The sequence below is a fragment of the Novosphingobium sp. genome (genome assembly GCF_036820275.1).
In the GTDB taxonomy this organism is placed as follows: domain Bacteria; phylum Pseudomonadota; class Alphaproteobacteria; order Sphingomonadales; family Sphingomonadaceae; genus Novosphingobium.
On sequence record NZ_DAISLT010000034.1, the window covers coordinates 26128 to 42073 of the forward strand.

Consider the following 15946-nt stretch of genomic DNA (forward strand, 5'->3'; position numbering starts at 1 on the left):
TCAGGCCTTGAGCGCGGAAATCCAGCAATTCAGCAGGGCATTGGCGAGGCCCTTGTCGATAGCCTCGGCGGCTTCCTCGACGCCTTCGCGCCAGGTTTCGACTTCGCCTGCGACAATCAGTGCACCGGCAGCATTGAGCAGCACGGCATCGCGGTAAGGGCCTTCGTCGCCCAGGAGCAGGCGGCGCAAGGCTTCGGCGTTGTAGGCCGCGTCACCGCCGCGAATGGCGCCGACCGGCGCGATGGGTAGGCCCACGTCGTCGGGCGAGACCCGGCGCATGGACAGCTCTCCGTCCTTGATCTCGGCCACTTCGTTGCCGCCGGCAAGGCTCAGTTCGTCGAGGCCTTCGTCACCGGAAATGACGAAGGAGTGTTCGCTGCCGAGGTGCATCAGCGCTTCGGCATAGATCGGCACATAGGCGGGGCGGGCGATGCCGACGAGCTGGCGGCGCACGTTCGCGGGGTTGGCCAGCGGGCCCATGAGATTGAAGATCGTGCGGCGCCCGATCGCCTTGCGGATCGGCATGATCCGGCCCATCGCCGGGTGGTGGCGGGCGGCGAAGAGGAAGCAGATGCCGAGGTCGTTCAGCGTTTCCTCGGCGGTTTCGGCAGCGCGGTCGAGATCGAGGCCGAGCGCTTCGAGGGTGTCGGCCGCGCCCGCCTTCGAGCTGGCGGCGCGGTTGCCGTGCTTGGCGACCGGCACGCCGCAGGCGGCGACGACCAGCGACACTGCGGTCGAGACGTTGAGCGTGTGATGTCCGTCTCCGCCGGTGCCGCAGACGTCGATGGCGTTCGCGGGGGCGTGGATGGGGATCATGCGGCTGCGCATCGCCCGCGCGGCGCCGGCGATCTCGCTGGCGGTCTCGCCGCGCTCGGTGAGCGCGATGAGGAAGCGGACGATCGAATCGTCGTCGACCTTTCCATCGAGGATCGCGCCGAAGGCTGCTTCAGCCTCGGCTTCGGCAATGGGGTGCTGGGGATCGGGCAGGGACATCTGGAGGGTCACGCCGCAATCCGTGCCGGAAGCTGCGCGTCGATGCCGCAAAGCCTCAGGTAGTTGGCCAGCATGGCGTGGCCATGCTCTGTGGCGATGCTTTCCGGGTGGAACTGCACACCGTGGATCGGCAGCGTGGCATGGCGGAAGCCCATGACATGGCCGTCATCGGAACGGGCATTGACCTTCAGCGTCTCGGGAATGTCCTCGACGATCAGCGAGTGATAGCGGGTGGCGGTGAAGGGCGAGGGGATGCCCTGGAACACACCGGTATCGTCGTGCGTGACCGGCGAGGTCTTGCCGTGCATCAAGCCGCCGCGCACGACCTTGCCGCCGAAATACTGGCCGATCGACTGATGGCCGAGGCAGACGCCGAGCAGCGGCTTGCCAGTATCGGCAGCGGCGCCCACGAGGTCGAGGCTGATGCCCGCTTCGTTGGGGGTGCAGGGGCCGGGCGAAAGCAGGAAGCCCTGCGCGCCGCTCTCGATCGCCTGGACGGCGGTGAGGGCATCGTTGCGGACTACTTCGACTTCGGCGCCAAGTTCCATCACGTAATGGACCAGGTTCCAGGTGAAGCTGTCGTAATTGTCGATGACGAGGATCATGGTCTGCCTTTCGTCGCTTTCTCGACGACGATCAAGGGGCCGAGCGGAGGTCCGCCGTCCACGCGCCCGTGCTCCGGGTCCCAGAGCGAGGATACGCTGCCGTCGAGGAACAGCGCATTGGGGCAGTCGAGCTTGTCGCGGAAAAACCGGGCCAGCTTGCCGAAGGAGACCGGTTCGTCCGAAATCAGGAAATGGGCGCGGCCCTTGCGGTCCACGCCGACGGCATTGCGCAGCTTTTTCGACTCGCCGTCCGCGTCGATCTTCGGGTGGAGCTTTCCGGCGATCACCAGCATCGGGCCGGACTGCGTGCCGAAATCGGGGCGGTTCGAGACGGTCTTCGCGAAGTCTTCGGTCGTGCGCACGGCCCATCGGCCTTTCGCGTCGCCGTAGAACACCCCGTTTGGCTGAAGGTGGAAGTTGCCCCAGCCGTCGTTGGTGTTGAGCTTGTGGCCGCGTTGACCTTCCTCGACATAGTAGCCGATCGGCTGTCCCTTGTCGTCGAACATGCCGCCGTTCATCGCGAAGGCAACCGCGTGGCCCCCTGAGGGGCGGCTTGCGGCGAGTTCCGACAGGCTGCGATAAGGCGCGCCGTCCTTGGGACCCAGCACCATGTGGATCGTGTTGCGGGCAGGGTCGGCGGTGCAGTGGGTGAACGACACACCTTCGAAAGTCGCGCCCTCACACGCTGGAGGCGGCGGCGCAGCGACCTCCTGCTTCGCGTCGCCCGACGAGCAGGCGGCTAGAAGCAATGCGGCCGCGGCGGCGGCCCGCATCATTGGCCGAAACCCGGCTCCCCGGCGACGCGCACGGCCTCGCGGGCGGCGGCGAAAAGCGCGCCGGACTTGGCCTCGCATTCGCGCTGTTCGTAGGCAGGGACGCTGTCGGCGACGATGCCCGCACCGGCCTGGACATGGAGCACGCCGTCCTTGAGCACGCCGGTCCGCAGCACGATGCACGAATCCACCGAGCCGTCCGGGGCGAAATAGCCAACGCCGCCGGCATAGGCGCCGCGGGTTTCCGGTTCGAGTTCGGCGATGATCTCGCAGGCGCGGACCTTGGGGGCGCCGGAGACGGTGCCCGCCGGGAAGCCCGCGAAGACCGCGTCGATGGCGTCGTGCCGGGCGGTGTCGAGCTTGCCGACCACGTTCGAGACGATGTGCATGACGTGGCTGTAGCGCTCGATCGTGTAGCTGTCCGTCACTTCGACGGTTCCGGCGGCGGCCACGCGGCCCACGTCGTTGCGGCCGAGGTCGAGCAGCATCAGGTGCTCGGCCCGTTCCTTGGGGTCGGCCAGCAGGCTGACTTCGTTGGCCTTGTCCTCGGAAGCGGTCTTACCGCGCGGGCGGGTGCCGGCGATCGGACGGATCGTCACTTCGCCTTCGCGCACGCGCACGAGGATTTCCGGGCTGGAGCCGATCAGTGCGAAGCCGGGCATGTCGAGGAAGTAGAGGAACGGCGAGGGGTTCACCCGGCGCAGCGAGCGATAGAGTGCCAGCGGCGGCAGCGGAAACTCGCAGGTGAAGCGCTGGGCCAGCACGACCTGGAAGATGTCGCCCGCCTCGATGTAGTCCTTCGCCTTCAGGACCATCGCCTCGTAGTCGGCGGCGGCCATGACCGGGGTCTGGACGGGTTCGGGCAGGTCCGCGGCGGTCGGCATGACCGGTGCAGGCGCGGCGAGCTTGCGCAGGGCCTCGTCGATGCGTTCCGATGCCCGCTCCACCAGCGCTTCCGGCTCGCCTGCCTCCGGCCAGAGCGGCGCGACGCAGAACAGTTCGTCGCTCAGGCGGTCGAAGACGAGGATCAGCGAGGGCCGCACGAACAGCATGTCCGGCACTTCGAGGGAACTTTGCGGCGCACGCGGCAGCTTCTCGACCAGGCCGATGGTCTCGTAGCCGAAATAGCCGACGAGGCAGGCGAGGGCGGGGGGAAGCTGCGCCGGAACGTCGAAGCGGCAGCTTTCGACCAGCGCGCGCAGTTCCACGAGGGTATCGCCCGGAAGCGGCGAGAAGGCCTCGCGGTCGTCCCGCCAGTTGCGGTTGATCTCGCAGGAATGGCCCTCGGCGCGGAACACGAGGTCGGGATCGAGGCCGATCAGGCTGTAGCGCCCGCGCGTCTCGCCACCTTCGACCGATTCGAGCAGGAAATCGCCGCGCCCTTCCTCGAAGAGCTTGAGCGCGACGGCGACCGGGGTCTCGGTATCGGCCACGAGCTTGCGCCAGAGCACGCCGGGCTTGCCCTGAGAGAGCTGCGCCAATGCCGCAAGGCGATCCGATTCGCGTTCCATAACCCCGGTCTTCATCTCAAGTTGTCTTATTCAGCGCTGGCGGCAGTTTTCATTCAGCGCTGGCGGCGCCGGCGAGCTGGTCGCGCACGGCGGTAATCGCCTTGTCGTGCTTGGTCACGCCCACTTCCTTGCGGATCGCCTTGCCCAGCGCGTCGGTATAGGCCTGGCCGAGCTGGCCGCCGAGTTCACGCTGAGTGCCCTCGACGAGCTGCGGCGATTCGACCTTGCCGGGCACCACGTCCTTCAGGAGGACGACGAACCAGCCACGATCCTGTCCGGCCGACTGCACCTTCACGGTACCCTTGGCCATGTGGAACATCAGCGAGACCGGCGGCGGAACCTGGCGGCCCGAGCGCAGCGCCGCGGTCAGCGTGGCGCGCGACATCGAGACTTGCTCGACGGGCAGCTTCTTGCCGGTGGCGGCGACAGCCTGTTCCACGGTCTTGCCCTGACGGAGCTGGGCCTGGATCTGGATCGCGGCGGCCTTGGCGGCGGAACCGCCCTTGTCGAGCGCCCAGGCGGCCTTCACGTCATTGACGATCTCCTTGAACGGCGCGGGCGCCGAGGCGGTGATCTGGGTGACGTCGTAGACGATGTAGCTCGGCGGAGTGGCGGGAGCGCTCTGCGTGGCAGGCTGGCCGCCGACCTGTGCGCTCTGCGGCTTTTCCTGATCCATGCCGAAGGCGGTCTTGAGCACCGGCTGCAGCAGCGCCGGGGCGGTTTCGCCGGGCTTGCCGTAGATCTGGCCGTCGGCGACGATCGGCGCGGTCGTCTCGACCGTCGCGCCGAGCGACTTGGCGACTTCGACGAGGCTGGCGCCGTTGCTGAACTCATCCTCGATCTTGGCAAGGAGGTCGGTGAAGGCCGCGCGCTTCTTCTCTTCGACGAGCTTAGCGGCGATTTCGTCCTTGACCGAGGCAAGGGCGCGCTCGGGCTTCTTCTGCTCTTCCTCGACGCGGATCAGGTGCCAGCCCAGCGCGCTCTTCTGCGGCGCGGCGAGCTTGCCGACAGGCGCGGCGAAGACGGCGTCGGCGACGGCAGGCGAGAACTGGCTGGAGAGCTGGTCCTTGCTGAAGAATTCGAGCTTGGCGGCTGAGAGACCCTTGGCCTGAGCAGCGGCCTCCAGCGTCTTGCCGCCCGCAACTTCTGCGGCGACAGCCTTGGCGGCGGCTTCGGTGGGGACGATCAGCTGGGTGATCTTGCGGTTGTCCTGCGCGGCGTAAAGCGCCTTGTCGGCCTGGTACTGCTTGGCGATCTCGGCGTCGGTGGGCGCGGCAACGTCCTTGACGGCAGCCTCACCGAAGGCGGCGTAACGGATCACGCGGCGCTCGGGGCGGACGAAGGCGCCGGTATGGCTCTTGTAGAAGGCCTGAAGATCGGCATCGCTGGGCTGACCTGCGGGGAAGAACAGCTGCGAGGGCAGGGCGACGACCGAACCGGCGCGGTTTTCGTCGAGCAGGGCGGCATAGCGCTTGGCGGCAAAGCTCGAAAGCGTAGTGCCGAACTGTGCGGGCAACATGAGCTGCTGGGCGATAAGGCCCTGGGCGATGTCCTCGCGCAGCGACTTTTCCGAAAGGCCCTGCTGGGCGAGCAGCTGGCGGTAAGTCGCCTGGTCGAACTTGCCGTCCACGCCCTGGAAGGCCGGAATACGGGCGATCTCGCTGTCGATCAGGCGGTCGCCGGCGACGACGCCGATCTTCTTGCCGAAGAACGCGGTGGCGGTGCGGTCGATCAGTTCGTCGAGCACCTGCTCCAGCCCGCCCTGCGCGATGAGCGACTTCATCGTCATCGTCGGGTCCTGCTGCTGGACGCGGGTGAGGGCCGACTTGGCGGCCAGGGCCAGGCCGTTTTCGTCCACGTCATCCTTGCCGACGGTGGCGACCGACTTGCCGGGGCTGATGCCTCCGGAATCGCTCATGCCGGTGAGATCGCCGCCGACGAAGGCCAGCGTGATGAGCACCAGCACCGCCAGGCCAATGCCGGCGCCGATCTTGGACTTCAGGACGTTGCGGAAGAATGAGAGCATGTACCGTGCCGATCAGCGTGGAAATTTCAGGTTCAGGTCGGAGCGATGGCTGAGCCGCCATAAGGAGAGCCAGCGCACGAAACGGGCAGGCTTTAGGGTGGCTTGTTCCATCCTGCAATGCCGACTTTCGGGCCAAGGTCCGGTCCGGCGTTCGGTAAGGTGCTCGCGACTCGCGAATTCCCGCCGTGCATCTGCAATAGTGCCTGAACCGGAAGTGCACGGATTTTGACAAGAGAGGCCTCCGTGCCCTAGCAGCGCCCGGAAAGCGCAGCTCGTGATTCCCGCTTCTCGCAGGACTCCCGGGCAGTCTGCGCGCTCTGAAATCAAGGTTTCTTAATATCATGGCTGGTCTGCCCTACATCGTCGGTAACTGGAAAATGAACGGCACGCGTGCGATGCTCAACGAGGCGCGCGCGATCGACCGGGCTGCCGCACGCTTTCCGAAGGTGCAGGTGGCGGTCGCACCGCCGGCGACGCTGATCTACCGCATTCGCGATGCCGTCGGACTGATCGGCGTCGGCGGTCAGGACTGCCGCGCCGAAGACAGCGGCGCCTTCACCGGCGATATCTCCGCCCCGATGCTCAAGGATGCGGGTGCGGACTTCACCATCGTCGGCCACTCCGAGCGTCGCACGCTGCACGGCGAGAGCGACGGCGACGTGAAGGCCAAGGGCGAGGCCGCGCTGTCGGCGGGCCTCGCGGTGATTCTCTGCGTCGGCGAAACCGAGGCGCAGCGCGATGCCGGCGATGCCGAAGCCGTGGTCGCCGCACAGCTCGAAGGTTCGTGCCCGTCGATCGACGGCACGCCCGAGAAGATTTCGGTCGCCTACGAGCCGGTCTGGGCGATCGGCACCGGCCGCGTGCCCTCGATCGAGGATGTGACGGCCATGCACGCGGCGATCCGCGCGAAGCTCGTCGCCATCTACGGCGAGGGCGGGGCGGACGTGCGCATTCTCTACGGCGGCTCGGTCAAGGCGGAGAACGCCGGCGAACTGCTCTCCGTGCCGGAAGTGGGCGGAGCGCTGGTCGGCGGCGCCAGCCTGAGCGCCGAGAGTTTCCTGGCGATCGTCGGTGCCGCAGCCTCGATGGGCAACGACTGAGACGCCGATTTCCGCCGGATCCGGCCTTTCGCGCCAAGGGTTCGGCTGATGACTTGCGCAGAAGGCGACGAGCGCCTATCTGCGCGGCTTGAGATGAGGGTTTCGACCCCGAGATGACTGAGAAAAACGCAAGATGCTGTTCACCTTCCTGACCGTTGTCCAGGCGATTGTCGCGCTTCTGCTCGTCGTCGTCATTCTGATGCAGAAGTCGGAAGGCGGCGGTCTCGGTGTCGGCGGCGGTAGCCCCTCGGGCCTGATGTCGGCGCGCGGCGCGGCCAACTTCATGACCCGTGCGACGGGCGTCCTCGCCGCGGTCTTCGTGATTCTCTCGATCGTGCTTGCAGCCCTTGCGGTCAACACGACCAGCGGCCGCGACATCGACACTTCCCTTCAGCGCGAGACGGCTCCGGCCGCTCCCGCACAGCCGGCCGATCCGCTCGCCGGCGCGGCCGCACCGGCCGCGGCTCCTGCGGGTGGCGCGACTCCGGCTCCGGCCGGAACCGCTCCGGCCAACGATCCGCTTTCGGGTGCTGCCGGCCAGTAATCTGGCTTTCGGCAGGGTTCACCCCGGCGCATCATCGTAACAGGAATGCCGTCTGGCTCTGGCAGGCGGCATTTCATTTGTGTTGAACTGTGGATTTGCGGCACAGCGCTCTTGCGCTCGTGCCCCCATGCAATTTAAGGGCCGACTCCCATGGCGCGGCATATTTTCATTACCGGCGGCGTGGTTTCCTCGCTTGGCAAAGGTCTCATGGCGGCGAGCCTCGCGGCTCTGCTTCAGGCACGCGGTTACCGCGTCCGAATCCGCAAGTTCGATCCCTATCTGAACGTCGATCCGGGCACGATGAGCCCCTATCAGCACGGCGAAGTCTACGTGACTGACGACGGCGCCGAGACCGACCTCGATCTGGGCCACTACGAACGCTACACCGGCGTCTCGGCGCGTCAGGCGGACAACATCACTTCGGGCCGCATCTACCAGGACATCATCGCCAAGGAGCGCCGCGGCGACTACCTCGGCGCGACCGTCCAGGTGATCCCGCACGTCACCGACGCGATCAAGGACTTCGCGATGACGGAGACCGAGGATCTCGACTTCGTGCTCTGCGAGATCGGCGGCACCGTCGGTGACATCGAAGGCCTGCCCTTCGTCGAGGCCCTGCGCCAGCTGCGCAACGAACTCGGCCGTGAGCAGACCTGCTTCGTCCATGTGACGCTGGTGCCCTACATTGCGGCTGCCGGCGAGCTGAAGACCAAGCCGACGCAGCACTCGGTGCGCGAACTGACCGGCTTGGGCATCCAGCCCGACATCCTGCTGTGCCGTGCCGATCGCGAGCTGCCCGAGAGCGAGCGCCGCAAGATCGCGCTGTTCTGCAACGTGCGCCCGCAGGCGGTCATTCCCGCGCTCGACGCGCCGAACATCTATGCGGTGCCGCTTCAGTACCACCACGAGGGTCTGGACGCGGAAGTGCTCCACCACTTCGGCATGGAATCGCAGGCGCCCGACCTTTCGCGCTGGAACGACATCACCGACCGCTTCGAACACCCCGAAGGCGAAGTGACCATCGGCGTCGTCGGCAAGTACACCGGCCTCCAGGATGCCTACAAGTCGCTGAACGAGGCACTGGTGCACGGCGGCATGGCCAACCGGGTCAAGGTCAACGTCAACTGGATCGATGCCGAAATCTTCGAGAAGGAAGATTCGGAAATCGCCGCCGCGCTCGAACCGATGCACGGTATTCTGGTTCCGGGCGGCTTCGGCGAGCGCGGCACCGAGGGCAAGATCGCCTCGGTCCGCTTCGCCCGTGAGCGCGAAGTGCCGTTCTTCGGCATCTGCCTCGGCATGCAGATGGCCTGCATCGAAGGCGCCCGTTCGGCGGGTGTCGAGAAGGCCAACTCCACCGAGTTCGGTCCTACCGAGGAGCCGGTCGTCGGCATCATCACCGAGTGGATGGGCAAGGACGGCCTGGAAAAGCGCGCCGAAGGCGGCGATCTGGGCGGCACCATGCGCCTCGGCGCCTACAAGGCCGAGCTTTCGCCGAACAGCCACGTCGCCGCGATCTACGGCAACACCGAGATTTCGGAACGCCACCGTCACCGCTACGAAGTGAACGCTTCCTATCGCGAGACGCTGGAAGGCAATGGCCTGATCTTCTCCGGCATGTCGCCCGACGGCCTGCTGCCCGAGATCGTCGAGCGTCCGGATCATCCGTTCTTCGTCGGCGTGCAGTTCCACCCCGAATACAAGTCGCGCCCCTTCGAGCCGCACCCGCTTTTCGCCGGGTTCATCGCGGCGGCGCTGCGTCAGGCCCGACTGGTCTGATCACGGGATTTTCGGGTTAGGGGAGGGCGGGCCGGATGGTCCGCCCTTTTCGATTCAGCGTAGGGCGGCGAGCAGCAGCGTCACCGTCGCCACGGAAAGAACCGTCGAGACGAGGATGACGCGGGCGGTGAGCGCGCCCTCGCGGCGATGGAGTTCCGCCAGCATGAAGGGGCCGGTCCCGGTCGGCAGTGCGGCCAGCAGCACGGCGGCATCGCGCAGCGGCTTTTCGAGCGGGATTACCCAGCGGGCCATCACCAGCATGAGTGCCGGATAGGCGAAGAGTTTCAGCGCGACGAGCAGAGTGGTCCGGCCGGTGTCGCCGGGCTCGACCTTGCGCGGCTCCGCCAGAAACATTCCGAGGCAGACCAGCGCACAGGGGCTGGCGGCGGAACCGAGCAGCTTCAGGAAGGTGTCGAGCGGCGCGGCGATGCCGATCCCGCTGACCATGACCAGCGCGCCCAGCGACGGTGCGAGCACCAGTGGATTGCGGAACAACGCCTGAAGCACGCGGGCAACAACCACCGAGGGGCGCCCGCCCGTCTGGTTGCCGAATTCGAGCAGGACGATGGAGGTCGCGAAGAGGGCGCAGACGGTGTTGATCGTGGCGATCAGCGTCAGTGTTCGCGAGGCCGGTCCCAGCGTCGCGAGCAGGAGCGGAAAGCCGAGGAAGGCGACGTTCGAATAGGCGGCGTTGAGGCCATGGATCGTCGCATTGCCGATCGCAGCACCTTTCATGCGGCTCACCGTCACAGTGAGTGCGAAGAAGCAGAACGTAGTCAGGGCGAAGACGGCGACGAAGCCCGGTTGCCACAGGTCTGCGGGCCGGGCGCTTGCCACAATGTCGAACAGCAGGGCGGGAAGCGCCAGATAGACGACGAAACGGTTGAGTTCGGTGGTCGACTGCGGCCCGAACACGCCGAAGCGGCGGGTCAGCCAGCCTGCGAAAGTGAGCGCGAAGATCGGCAGGACGACCGACAGGATGGAGAGCATGGAGGAGGGCGGCCCGTTAAAAATGACGGGGCCAGGTTAGGGGGCGGCAAGGGTGCGCGCCATGGCTCTTTGCAACGGCGCAGCAAAAAAGGGCGGCCCGATAAACTCGGACCGCCCCCGGAACGTGTCAGTTCATCGAATTGTCAGGCGGCAGCCGAATCGCCGCCTTCGACGACGGAAAGGGTGTTTCCGCCGATCGCGATCTTCTTCGGCTTCATCGCCTCGGGCACTTCGCGCACGAGGTCGATCACCAGCAGGCCGTCGGCAAGGTCGGCGGCATCGACGCGGACGTAATCGGCCAGTTCGAAGCGGCGCTCGAACCCGCGCTGGGCTATGCCGATGTGCAGCATCTCACCGTCGACGGCTTCCTCGGGCTTGTGGCCCTTGATGACCAGCAGGTTGGCCTGCGCGGTGATGTCGATATCGGCAGGCTTGAAGCCAGCGACCGCAAGCGTGATGCGATAGGCATCGGCGCCGCGACGTTCGATGTTGAAGGGGGGGTACTTGTCGCCCGGATTCACGCGGCCCTGGTTTTCGATCATGTCAAACAGGCGGTCGAAGCCGACCATGGTGCGGCGGTAAGGCGAAAAATCGATACGGTTCATGACAAAAATCCTCATTCGAGCAATCTTCGTGTGATGAGGCCCGGTTTGCGGCGCCTCGCTCTCAAGTCATCCCCTTGGCGGGCCATGACTTGCATTCCTAGATATGGTAGCGGATCGCCCTTTCAAGGGTCGCAAAAAGATTGAAGGAAGAAGTTCAATGAGCCAGCCGAAGGTCGAGATTTATACGAAGTGGGGCTGCCCCTATTGCGTCATGGCGAAGGCTCTGCTGGACGGCAAAGGCGTGACTTACGAGGAATACGACGTGACGATGGGCGGCGAGAAGCGCGCCGAGATGGTCGAGCGCGTTCCCGGCGCCATGACGGTTCCCCAGGTGCTGGTCGACGACAAGCCCTATGGCGGTTTCGACGACATCAGCGCGCTCGACCGGGCGGGCAAGCTCGATCCGGTGCTGGGTCTCTGACGGCGATGGGCCGCGCTGCGCTATTCCAGATGACTTCGGGCGTCGATCCCGAGGTCAATGCCGCCGCGATCGTCGCTGCGATCCGCGAGGCGAAGGCAGGCGGCGCGGCCATGCTGTTTACGCCCGAAATGTCGGGTCTGCTTGACCGCAATCGTGAACGGGCGGCCAGCCATATCGTGCGGGAGGCGGACGACCGCGTTCTCGCCGCGGCCTGCGATGCGGCAGCGCGCGAGGGGTTATGGGTCCATATCGGCTCGCTGGCGGTGCGGCGCGAGGAACCCGGTGACGGCCGCTATGCGAACCGGGCTTTCGTTATCGATGCGGACGGCGAGATTCGCGCCCGTTACGACAAGATGCACATGTTCGACGTCGATCTCGCCACCGGCGAATCCTGGCGCGAATCGAACGCTTATGCCCCCGGTAACGAAGTCGTGACGGTGGAGACTCCGCTCGGCAGGCTGGGGCTGGCGATCTGCTACGACGTGCGCTTCCCGGCGCTGTTCGAGGCGCTCGGCCGGGCACGGTGCGACGTGATCGCCACACCGGCTGCGTTCACCGTGCCGACCGGCAAGGCGCACTGGCATCTTCTGCAACGCGCCCGCGCGGTGGAGGCAAGCGCTTTCGTGCTCAGCGCCGCGCAAGTGGGCCGTCACGAGGACGGCCGCGAGACTTACGGCCACTCGCTGGCGATCGATCCCTGGGGGGATATCCTGCTCGACATGGGCGGCGAGCGGGCAGACGTGGGCTTCGTCGATCTCGACCCGGCGCGGATTGGCGCAGTGCGCGCGCAACTTCCCAGTCTTGCCAACCGCCGCGAGATCGCCAAATAGGCGGCGATGCCTATCGTTTTTGATCTCGAATGCCGTTCCGCGCAGCACCGTTTCGAGGGCTGGTTCAAGTCCTCGGACGATTACACGCGCCAGCAGGAGCGGGGGCTGGTTGCCTGCCCGCACTGCGGGTCGGCCGATGTCGGCAAGGCGGTCCAGGCCCCGCGCCTCGCGCGCAAGGGAAACCAGCGTTCGGAAGCCCCGACAAAAGCAGCCTCGTCTCAGCCGGAACCAGTTCCTCCAGCGCCGGCAGCACCCTTGCCTCCGCAAGCGATCGAGGTGCTCCAGAAGTTGGCGGTGATGCAGGCCGAAGCGCTCAAATCGAGCCGGTTCGTGGGAGATAGCTTCGCCGAAGACGCCCGCGCCATGCACTATGGCGAACGCGAAGCGGAATCGATCCACGGCCGCGCGAGCGTGGAGCAGGCCAAGGAACTTATCGAGGAAGGCATTGCGCTTACGCCTCTGCCGTTTGCGGTCACTCCGCCCGAACAGGCGAACTGAACGGCCGATGTAACGGCCAATGTAAACGGATTGCCAAGCGTTTCCGCGCAAGCTAGGACGCCCCTCGAGTGCGCCCGTAGCTCAGCCGGATAGAGCACCAGATTCCTAATCTGGGGGCCATGGGTTCGAATCCCGTCGGGCGCACCAAAAACAAGAAAGCCCGCGAATTTCGCGGGCTTTTTTATTGTGCTGAAAAGTTCAGGCGCGTTCGTCGACCGCCTTGCGGCCGATCGCCGGATCGTCAGTGAAGAAGGCGTCCAGACCGAGTGCAAGATAGCGGCGGATTTCGGCGATGCTGCCCTCGGGGTTGCGGGAGCCGTCGCCGCCAGCGCTGCGCAGGTCCGCCGGGAGGAAGTAGTTTTCCGGGCGGAATGTCCAGGTCGAGACCAGCAGACCCGCCTTGTGGGCATTGGCGATGAGATCGCTTGGTTTCGCCGCGAGGCGGTTGTCCTTGTCGCGCGCGATCAAGGCCAGATTGTAGGGTGAGATCCAGTCCGCGTACGTCGCCATCTCGGCAAGGCCGGCGGGCGTGTGGAGATCGTCGAAACTCGGGCCTGAACCCTTGGCGGCCAGATCCGCCGGGCGCATCTTGCCGGGCACCGTCAACTGCATGAGCTGGACTTTGCCGAGGCCGTCCAGACGCTGGCGCAGCCACTTGAGGTTGGAGACCTCGAAGCTCTGGACGATCAGCGGGGCGGTCTGAAGATAGGCGCTGGCGTGGACGCGGTCGAGGAAGCGCTGTTCGAGCGGCAGGCCGATCGAGGCGAAATAGGTGGAGTGTTTGATCTCGGGGATCACGCCGATCACGCGTCCGCGCGCGGCAGCTTCGGCAGCGGCGAAATCGGCGATTTCCTCGAAAGTCACCACCTGGAACCGGCCGTCATAGCCGTGGCTTTCCGGACGGAGCGGGCCGAGGCGCTCCTTCGCGCGGAGCGTCTTGATCTCGGCAAGCGTGAAGTCTTCGGTGAACCAGCCGGTGACTTGTTCGCCGTCGATGGTCTTGGTGGTCTTGCGGGCGGCGAACTCGGCATGATCGGCGACATCGGTGGTTTCGGCGATGTTGTTCTCATGCCGGGCGATCAGCATGCCGTCCTTGGTGGCGACGAGATCCGGCTCGATGAAATCGGCGCCGTCGGCAATCGCCTTGGCGTAGGATGCCAGAGTGTGTTCGGGCCGCAGGGCGCTGGCACCGCGATGACCGATAACCAGCGGCTTGGCCGGACGTTGGCGGGCGGCGGGGACGGGCGCTGCGATCGCAGAGGGCATGATCGAGGCGGCGAACGTGCCTGCGGCAACTCCGGCGCCGGTGCGGATGAGCGAGCGGCGGGAAAATGGAGATTCGATCATGCTGAAGCCTTCGAAGAAACGGAGAATCGCCGGCTATTCACAGCGGGTGACAGCTTGACGACAATCGCTTCTCTTCGAGAGGCATCTGATTTTGCAAAAGAAAAGGAGGAACGGACGGGCCCGCTCCTCCTTGTATTATTGGGCCTGCGAGATCAGGCCTGCCATGTCGGGCACGGCTGCGCGATCAGGCGAACTTTTCCTTGAGGTCGTAGAGCGCGACGGCTGCCTTGGCCGCTTCGCCGCCCTTGTCCTTCTGGGAAGGTTCGGCGCGGACGAGGGCCTGTTCCTCGTTCTCGACGGTCAGGATGCCGTTGCCGATCGGGATACCGTCCATGGTCAGCGCCATGATGCCGCGCGCGGATTCGCCGGCGACGATCTCGAAGTGGTAGGTCTCGCCGCGGATGACGACGCCGATAGCGACATAGCCGTCATAGTCGCCGGTGGAGTCGGCCAGCGAGATGGCGGCCGGGATTTCCAGCGCGCCGGGCACGGTGATCACTTCGCCAGTGTGACCGGCAGCCTTCAGTGCGGCCTTGGCGCCAGCGATCAGCTTGTCATTGAGATGGTCGTAGAAGCGGGCTTCGACGATGAGAAAACGGGCCATGTCAGTTCGCTCCTTCGGGGGCGGTGATGGGGCGTTCGCCGGCGATGTTCAGGCCATAGCCTTCCAGCGCGACGAGCGAGTGATGGGTATTGGTCAGCAGGATCATGTCGTGGATGCCGAGTTCGGCAAGGATCTGCGCGCCTACTCCATAATCGCGCAGTTCCTCAAGATCCGGCGTTTCGCCGGCGCGAACCTGGTTCTTGATGTCCATGACCCGCGAGATGGAGCCGTTCATCTGGCGGTTGATCACGACGATCACGCCGGTGCCTTCCTCGGCGATCATTTCCATCGAACGGTGGAGCAGATCGCCGCGATCGGTGGCTTCCTCGCCCAGCAGGTCGGCGAAGACCGACAGGGTGTGCATGCGGACGAGCGTGGGCTTTTCGGGATCGATGCGGCCCTTGATGAGGGTCAGCGTCTCTTCGCCGGTCGCCTTGTTGAAGTAGCTGCGGGCGAGCCACTGGCCGCCGTGGCGGCTCTGGAAGGTGATCTCGTTCTTCTTTTCGACCATGCGGTCGTGCTTGCGGCGATAGGCGATGAGATCGCGGATCGTGCCGATCTTGAGATCGTGAATGCGGGCGAAGGCGATCAGGTCGTCCATGCGGGCCATGGTGCCGTCGTCCTTCATGATCTCGCAGATCACGCCGGAAGGGTTGAGACCGGCGAGGCGCGAGATATCGACCGCCGCTTCGGTGTGGCCGGTGCGGACCAGCACGCCGCCGTCGCGGGCGCGCAGCGGGAAGACATGGCCGGGGGTGACGATATCGGCCTTGGTCTTGGTGCCGTCGATCGCGACCGAGATGGTGCGCGCGCGGTCGCCTGCCGAGATGCCGGTGGTCACGCCTTCGCGCGCCTCGATCGAGATCGTGAAGGCCGTTTCATGGCGGGTGCCGTTATGGCGGCTCATCAGGTCGAGGCCGAGTTCCTCGACGCGCTGGCTGGTGAGCGTGAGGCAGATCAGGCCGCGGCCGTGGGTGGCCATGAAGTTGATCGCCTGCGGGGTCGCCATCTGGGCCGGGATCACGAGGTCGCCCTCGTTCTCGCGGTCCTCGTCGTCGACCAGGATGAACATGCGGCCGTTGCGCGCCTCGTCGATGATTTCCTCGATCGGCACGAGGACCTGGCGGTCGTCGTTGGCGTTGAGGAAGCGTTCGAGCTTGGTCAGCGTTTCCGCCGTGGGGTTCCACTCGGGTTCGGCGCAGTCGCGCAGGGTGTTGGCGTGAAGCCCGGCGGCGCGGGCGAGGCCGGCTTTGCTCATGCCGCCTTCGGTCACGAGCTTGCGGACCTGTTCGATCACATTAGCAGCCATTGCAGGAATCC

At 65.8% G+C, this 15946-nt stretch carries 16 protein-coding genes and 1 tRNA gene; 7 read left to right on the top strand and 10 right to left on the bottom strand.

All coding sequences use genetic code 11. The features are described from left to right. Genes trpD through V7066_RS21370 form a run of 5 tightly spaced genes read right to left on the bottom strand, consistent with a single transcriptional unit; the run spans position 1 to position 5908 of the window. Positions 1 to 993, bottom strand: a complete 993-nt coding sequence (gene trpD / locus V7066_RS21350; protein ID WP_334185036.1) for an anthranilate phosphoribosyltransferase — start codon at positions 991 to 993, stop codon at positions 1 to 3. An 8-nt stretch (positions 994 to 1001) separates the two neighbouring features. After that, positions 1002 to 1598 (bottom strand): anthranilate synthase component II, encoded by a 597-nt coding sequence (locus V7066_RS21355; protein WP_334185004.1) that lies wholly within the window; start codon positions 1596 to 1598, stop codon positions 1002 to 1004. Continuing rightward, positions 1595 to 2374, bottom strand: a complete 780-nt coding sequence (locus tag V7066_RS21360) for a phosphodiester glycosidase family protein (RefSeq protein ID WP_442947359.1) — start codon at positions 2372 to 2374, stop codon at positions 1595 to 1597. The genes V7066_RS21355 and V7066_RS21360 overlap by 4 nt, the downstream gene beginning before the upstream one ends. Then, positions 2371 to 3882 carry an anthranilate synthase component I gene (gene trpE / locus V7066_RS21365; protein WP_334185005.1) on the bottom strand — a complete coding sequence of 504 codons (1512 nt, stop codon included), beginning with the start codon at positions 3880 to 3882 and terminating at the stop codon, positions 2371 to 2373. Before trpE ends, V7066_RS21360 begins: the two co-directional genes overlap by 4 nt. Positions 3883 to 3931: 49 nt before the next feature. Then, positions 3932 to 5908, bottom strand: a complete 1977-nt coding sequence (locus V7066_RS21370) for a peptidylprolyl isomerase (protein WP_334185006.1) — start codon at positions 5906 to 5908, stop codon at positions 3932 to 3934. Between the two features lie 341 nt (positions 5909 to 6249). Between V7066_RS21370 and tpiA the strand changes: the two genes are divergently transcribed. The 3 genes from tpiA (at position 6250) to V7066_RS21385 (ending at position 9331) form a co-directional block, all read left to right on the top strand. Further along, complete coding sequence (gene tpiA / locus V7066_RS21375) at positions 6250 to 7008, top strand: triose-phosphate isomerase (protein ID WP_334185007.1); 759 nt, start codon at positions 6250 to 6252, stop codon at positions 7006 to 7008. A 136-nt stretch (positions 7009 to 7144) separates the two neighbouring features. Beyond that, the gene (gene secG / locus V7066_RS21380; RefSeq protein WP_334185038.1) at positions 7145 to 7552 is read left to right on the top strand and encodes a preprotein translocase subunit SecG; all 408 of its coding nucleotides are present in this window, start codon (positions 7145 to 7147) and stop codon (positions 7550 to 7552) included. 150 nt (positions 7553 to 7702) lie between these two features. Beyond that, positions 7703 to 9331, top strand: coding sequence for a CTP synthase (locus V7066_RS21385; RefSeq protein ID WP_334185008.1), 1629 nt, complete (start codon positions 7703 to 7705; stop codon positions 9329 to 9331). 54 nt (positions 9332 to 9385) lie between these two features. Here V7066_RS21385 and V7066_RS21390 read toward each other — a convergent pair whose 3' ends face one another. Both V7066_RS21390 and V7066_RS21395 read right to left on the bottom strand, forming a co-directional pair. Then, complete coding sequence (locus V7066_RS21390; RefSeq protein WP_334185009.1) at positions 9386 to 10321, bottom strand: AEC family transporter; 936 nt, start codon at positions 10319 to 10321, stop codon at positions 9386 to 9388. A 143-nt stretch (positions 10322 to 10464) separates the two neighbouring features. Then, positions 10465 to 10926: an Hsp20 family protein gene (locus tag V7066_RS21395; RefSeq protein ID WP_334185010.1), complete on the bottom strand. Its 462-nt coding sequence runs from the start codon at positions 10924 to 10926 to the stop codon at positions 10465 to 10467. A 157-nt stretch (positions 10927 to 11083) separates the two neighbouring features. Between V7066_RS21395 and grxC the strand changes: the two genes are divergently transcribed. From grxC to V7066_RS21415, 4 genes are all read left to right on the top strand, one after another. Further along, on the top strand, positions 11084 to 11347 hold the full coding sequence (grxC, locus tag V7066_RS21400; RefSeq protein ID WP_147215062.1) for a glutaredoxin 3: 264 nt from the start codon (positions 11084 to 11086) through the stop codon (positions 11345 to 11347). 5 nt (positions 11348 to 11352) lie between these two features. After that, entirely contained in the window at positions 11353 to 12177 is an 825-nt protein-coding gene (locus tag V7066_RS21405) for a carbon-nitrogen hydrolase family protein (protein WP_334185011.1), read from the top strand. A 6-nt stretch (positions 12178 to 12183) separates the two neighbouring features. Then, entirely contained in the window at positions 12184 to 12675 is a 492-nt protein-coding gene (locus V7066_RS21410; RefSeq protein ID WP_334185012.1) for a DUF1178 family protein, read from the top strand. Positions 12676 to 12745: 70 nt separating this feature from the next. After that, positions 12746 to 12822, top strand: a tRNA-Arg gene (locus V7066_RS21415). A 51-nt stretch (positions 12823 to 12873) separates the two neighbouring features. Here the strand turns inward: V7066_RS21415 and V7066_RS21420 are convergent. From V7066_RS21420 to ribB, 3 genes are all read right to left on the bottom strand, one after another. Then, positions 12874 to 14022, bottom strand: coding sequence for a glycerophosphodiester phosphodiesterase family protein (locus V7066_RS21420; protein ID WP_334185013.1), 1149 nt, complete (start codon positions 14020 to 14022; stop codon positions 12874 to 12876). Between the two features lie 184 nt (positions 14023 to 14206). Next, entirely contained in the window at positions 14207 to 14626 is a 420-nt protein-coding gene (gene ribH, locus V7066_RS21425; protein WP_334185014.1) for a 6,7-dimethyl-8-ribityllumazine synthase, read from the bottom strand. Position 14627: 1 nt separating this feature from the next. Next, entirely contained in the window at positions 14628 to 15935 is a 1308-nt protein-coding gene (gene ribB, locus V7066_RS21430) for a 3,4-dihydroxy-2-butanone-4-phosphate synthase (protein WP_334185015.1), read from the bottom strand. Between the last annotated feature and the right edge of the window lie 11 nt (positions 15936 to 15946).

Bases quoted from the DNA above. Each gene is read 5' to 3' on its own strand.
- trpD (WP_334185036.1), bottom strand. From the start codon at position 993: ATGTCCCTGCCCGATCCCCAGCACCCCATTGCCGAAGCCGAGGCTGAA.
- V7066_RS21355 (WP_334185004.1), bottom strand. From the start codon at position 1,598: ATGATCCTCGTCATCGACAATTACGACAGCTTCACCTGGAACCTGGTC.
- V7066_RS21360 (WP_442947359.1), bottom strand. From the start codon at position 2,374: ATGATGCGGGCCGCCGCCGCGGCCGCATTGCTTCTAGCCGCCTGCTCG.
- trpE (WP_334185005.1), bottom strand. From the start codon at position 3,882: ATGGAACGCGAATCGGATCGCCTTGCGGCATTGGCGCAGCTCTCTCAG.
- V7066_RS21370 (WP_334185006.1), bottom strand. From the start codon at position 5,908: ATGCTCTCATTCTTCCGCAACGTCCTGAAGTCCAAGATCGGCGCCGGC.
- tpiA (WP_334185007.1), top strand. From the start codon at position 6,250: ATGGCTGGTCTGCCCTACATCGTCGGTAACTGGAAAATGAACGGCACG.
- V7066_RS21385 (WP_334185008.1), top strand. From the start codon at position 7,703: ATGGCGCGGCATATTTTCATTACCGGCGGCGTGGTTTCCTCGCTTGGC.
- V7066_RS21390 (WP_334185009.1), bottom strand. From the start codon at position 10,321: ATGCTCTCCATCCTGTCGGTCGTCCTGCCGATCTTCGCGCTCACTTTC.
- V7066_RS21395 (WP_334185010.1), bottom strand. From the start codon at position 10,926: ATGAACCGTATCGATTTTTCGCCTTACCGCCGCACCATGGTCGGCTTC.
- grxC (WP_147215062.1), top strand. From the start codon at position 11,084: ATGAGCCAGCCGAAGGTCGAGATTTATACGAAGTGGGGCTGCCCCTAT.
- V7066_RS21405 (WP_334185011.1), top strand. From the start codon at position 11,353: ATGGGCCGCGCTGCGCTATTCCAGATGACTTCGGGCGTCGATCCCGAG.
- V7066_RS21410 (WP_334185012.1), top strand. From the start codon at position 12,184: ATGCCTATCGTTTTTGATCTCGAATGCCGTTCCGCGCAGCACCGTTTC.
- V7066_RS21420 (WP_334185013.1), bottom strand. From the start codon at position 14,022: ATGATCGAATCTCCATTTTCCCGCCGCTCGCTCATCCGCACCGGCGCC.
- ribH (WP_334185014.1), bottom strand. From the start codon at position 14,626: ATGGCCCGTTTTCTCATCGTCGAAGCCCGCTTCTACGACCATCTCAAT.
- ribB (WP_334185015.1), bottom strand. From the start codon at position 15,935: ATGGCTGCTAATGTGATCGAACAGGTCCGCAAGCTCGTGACCGAAGGC.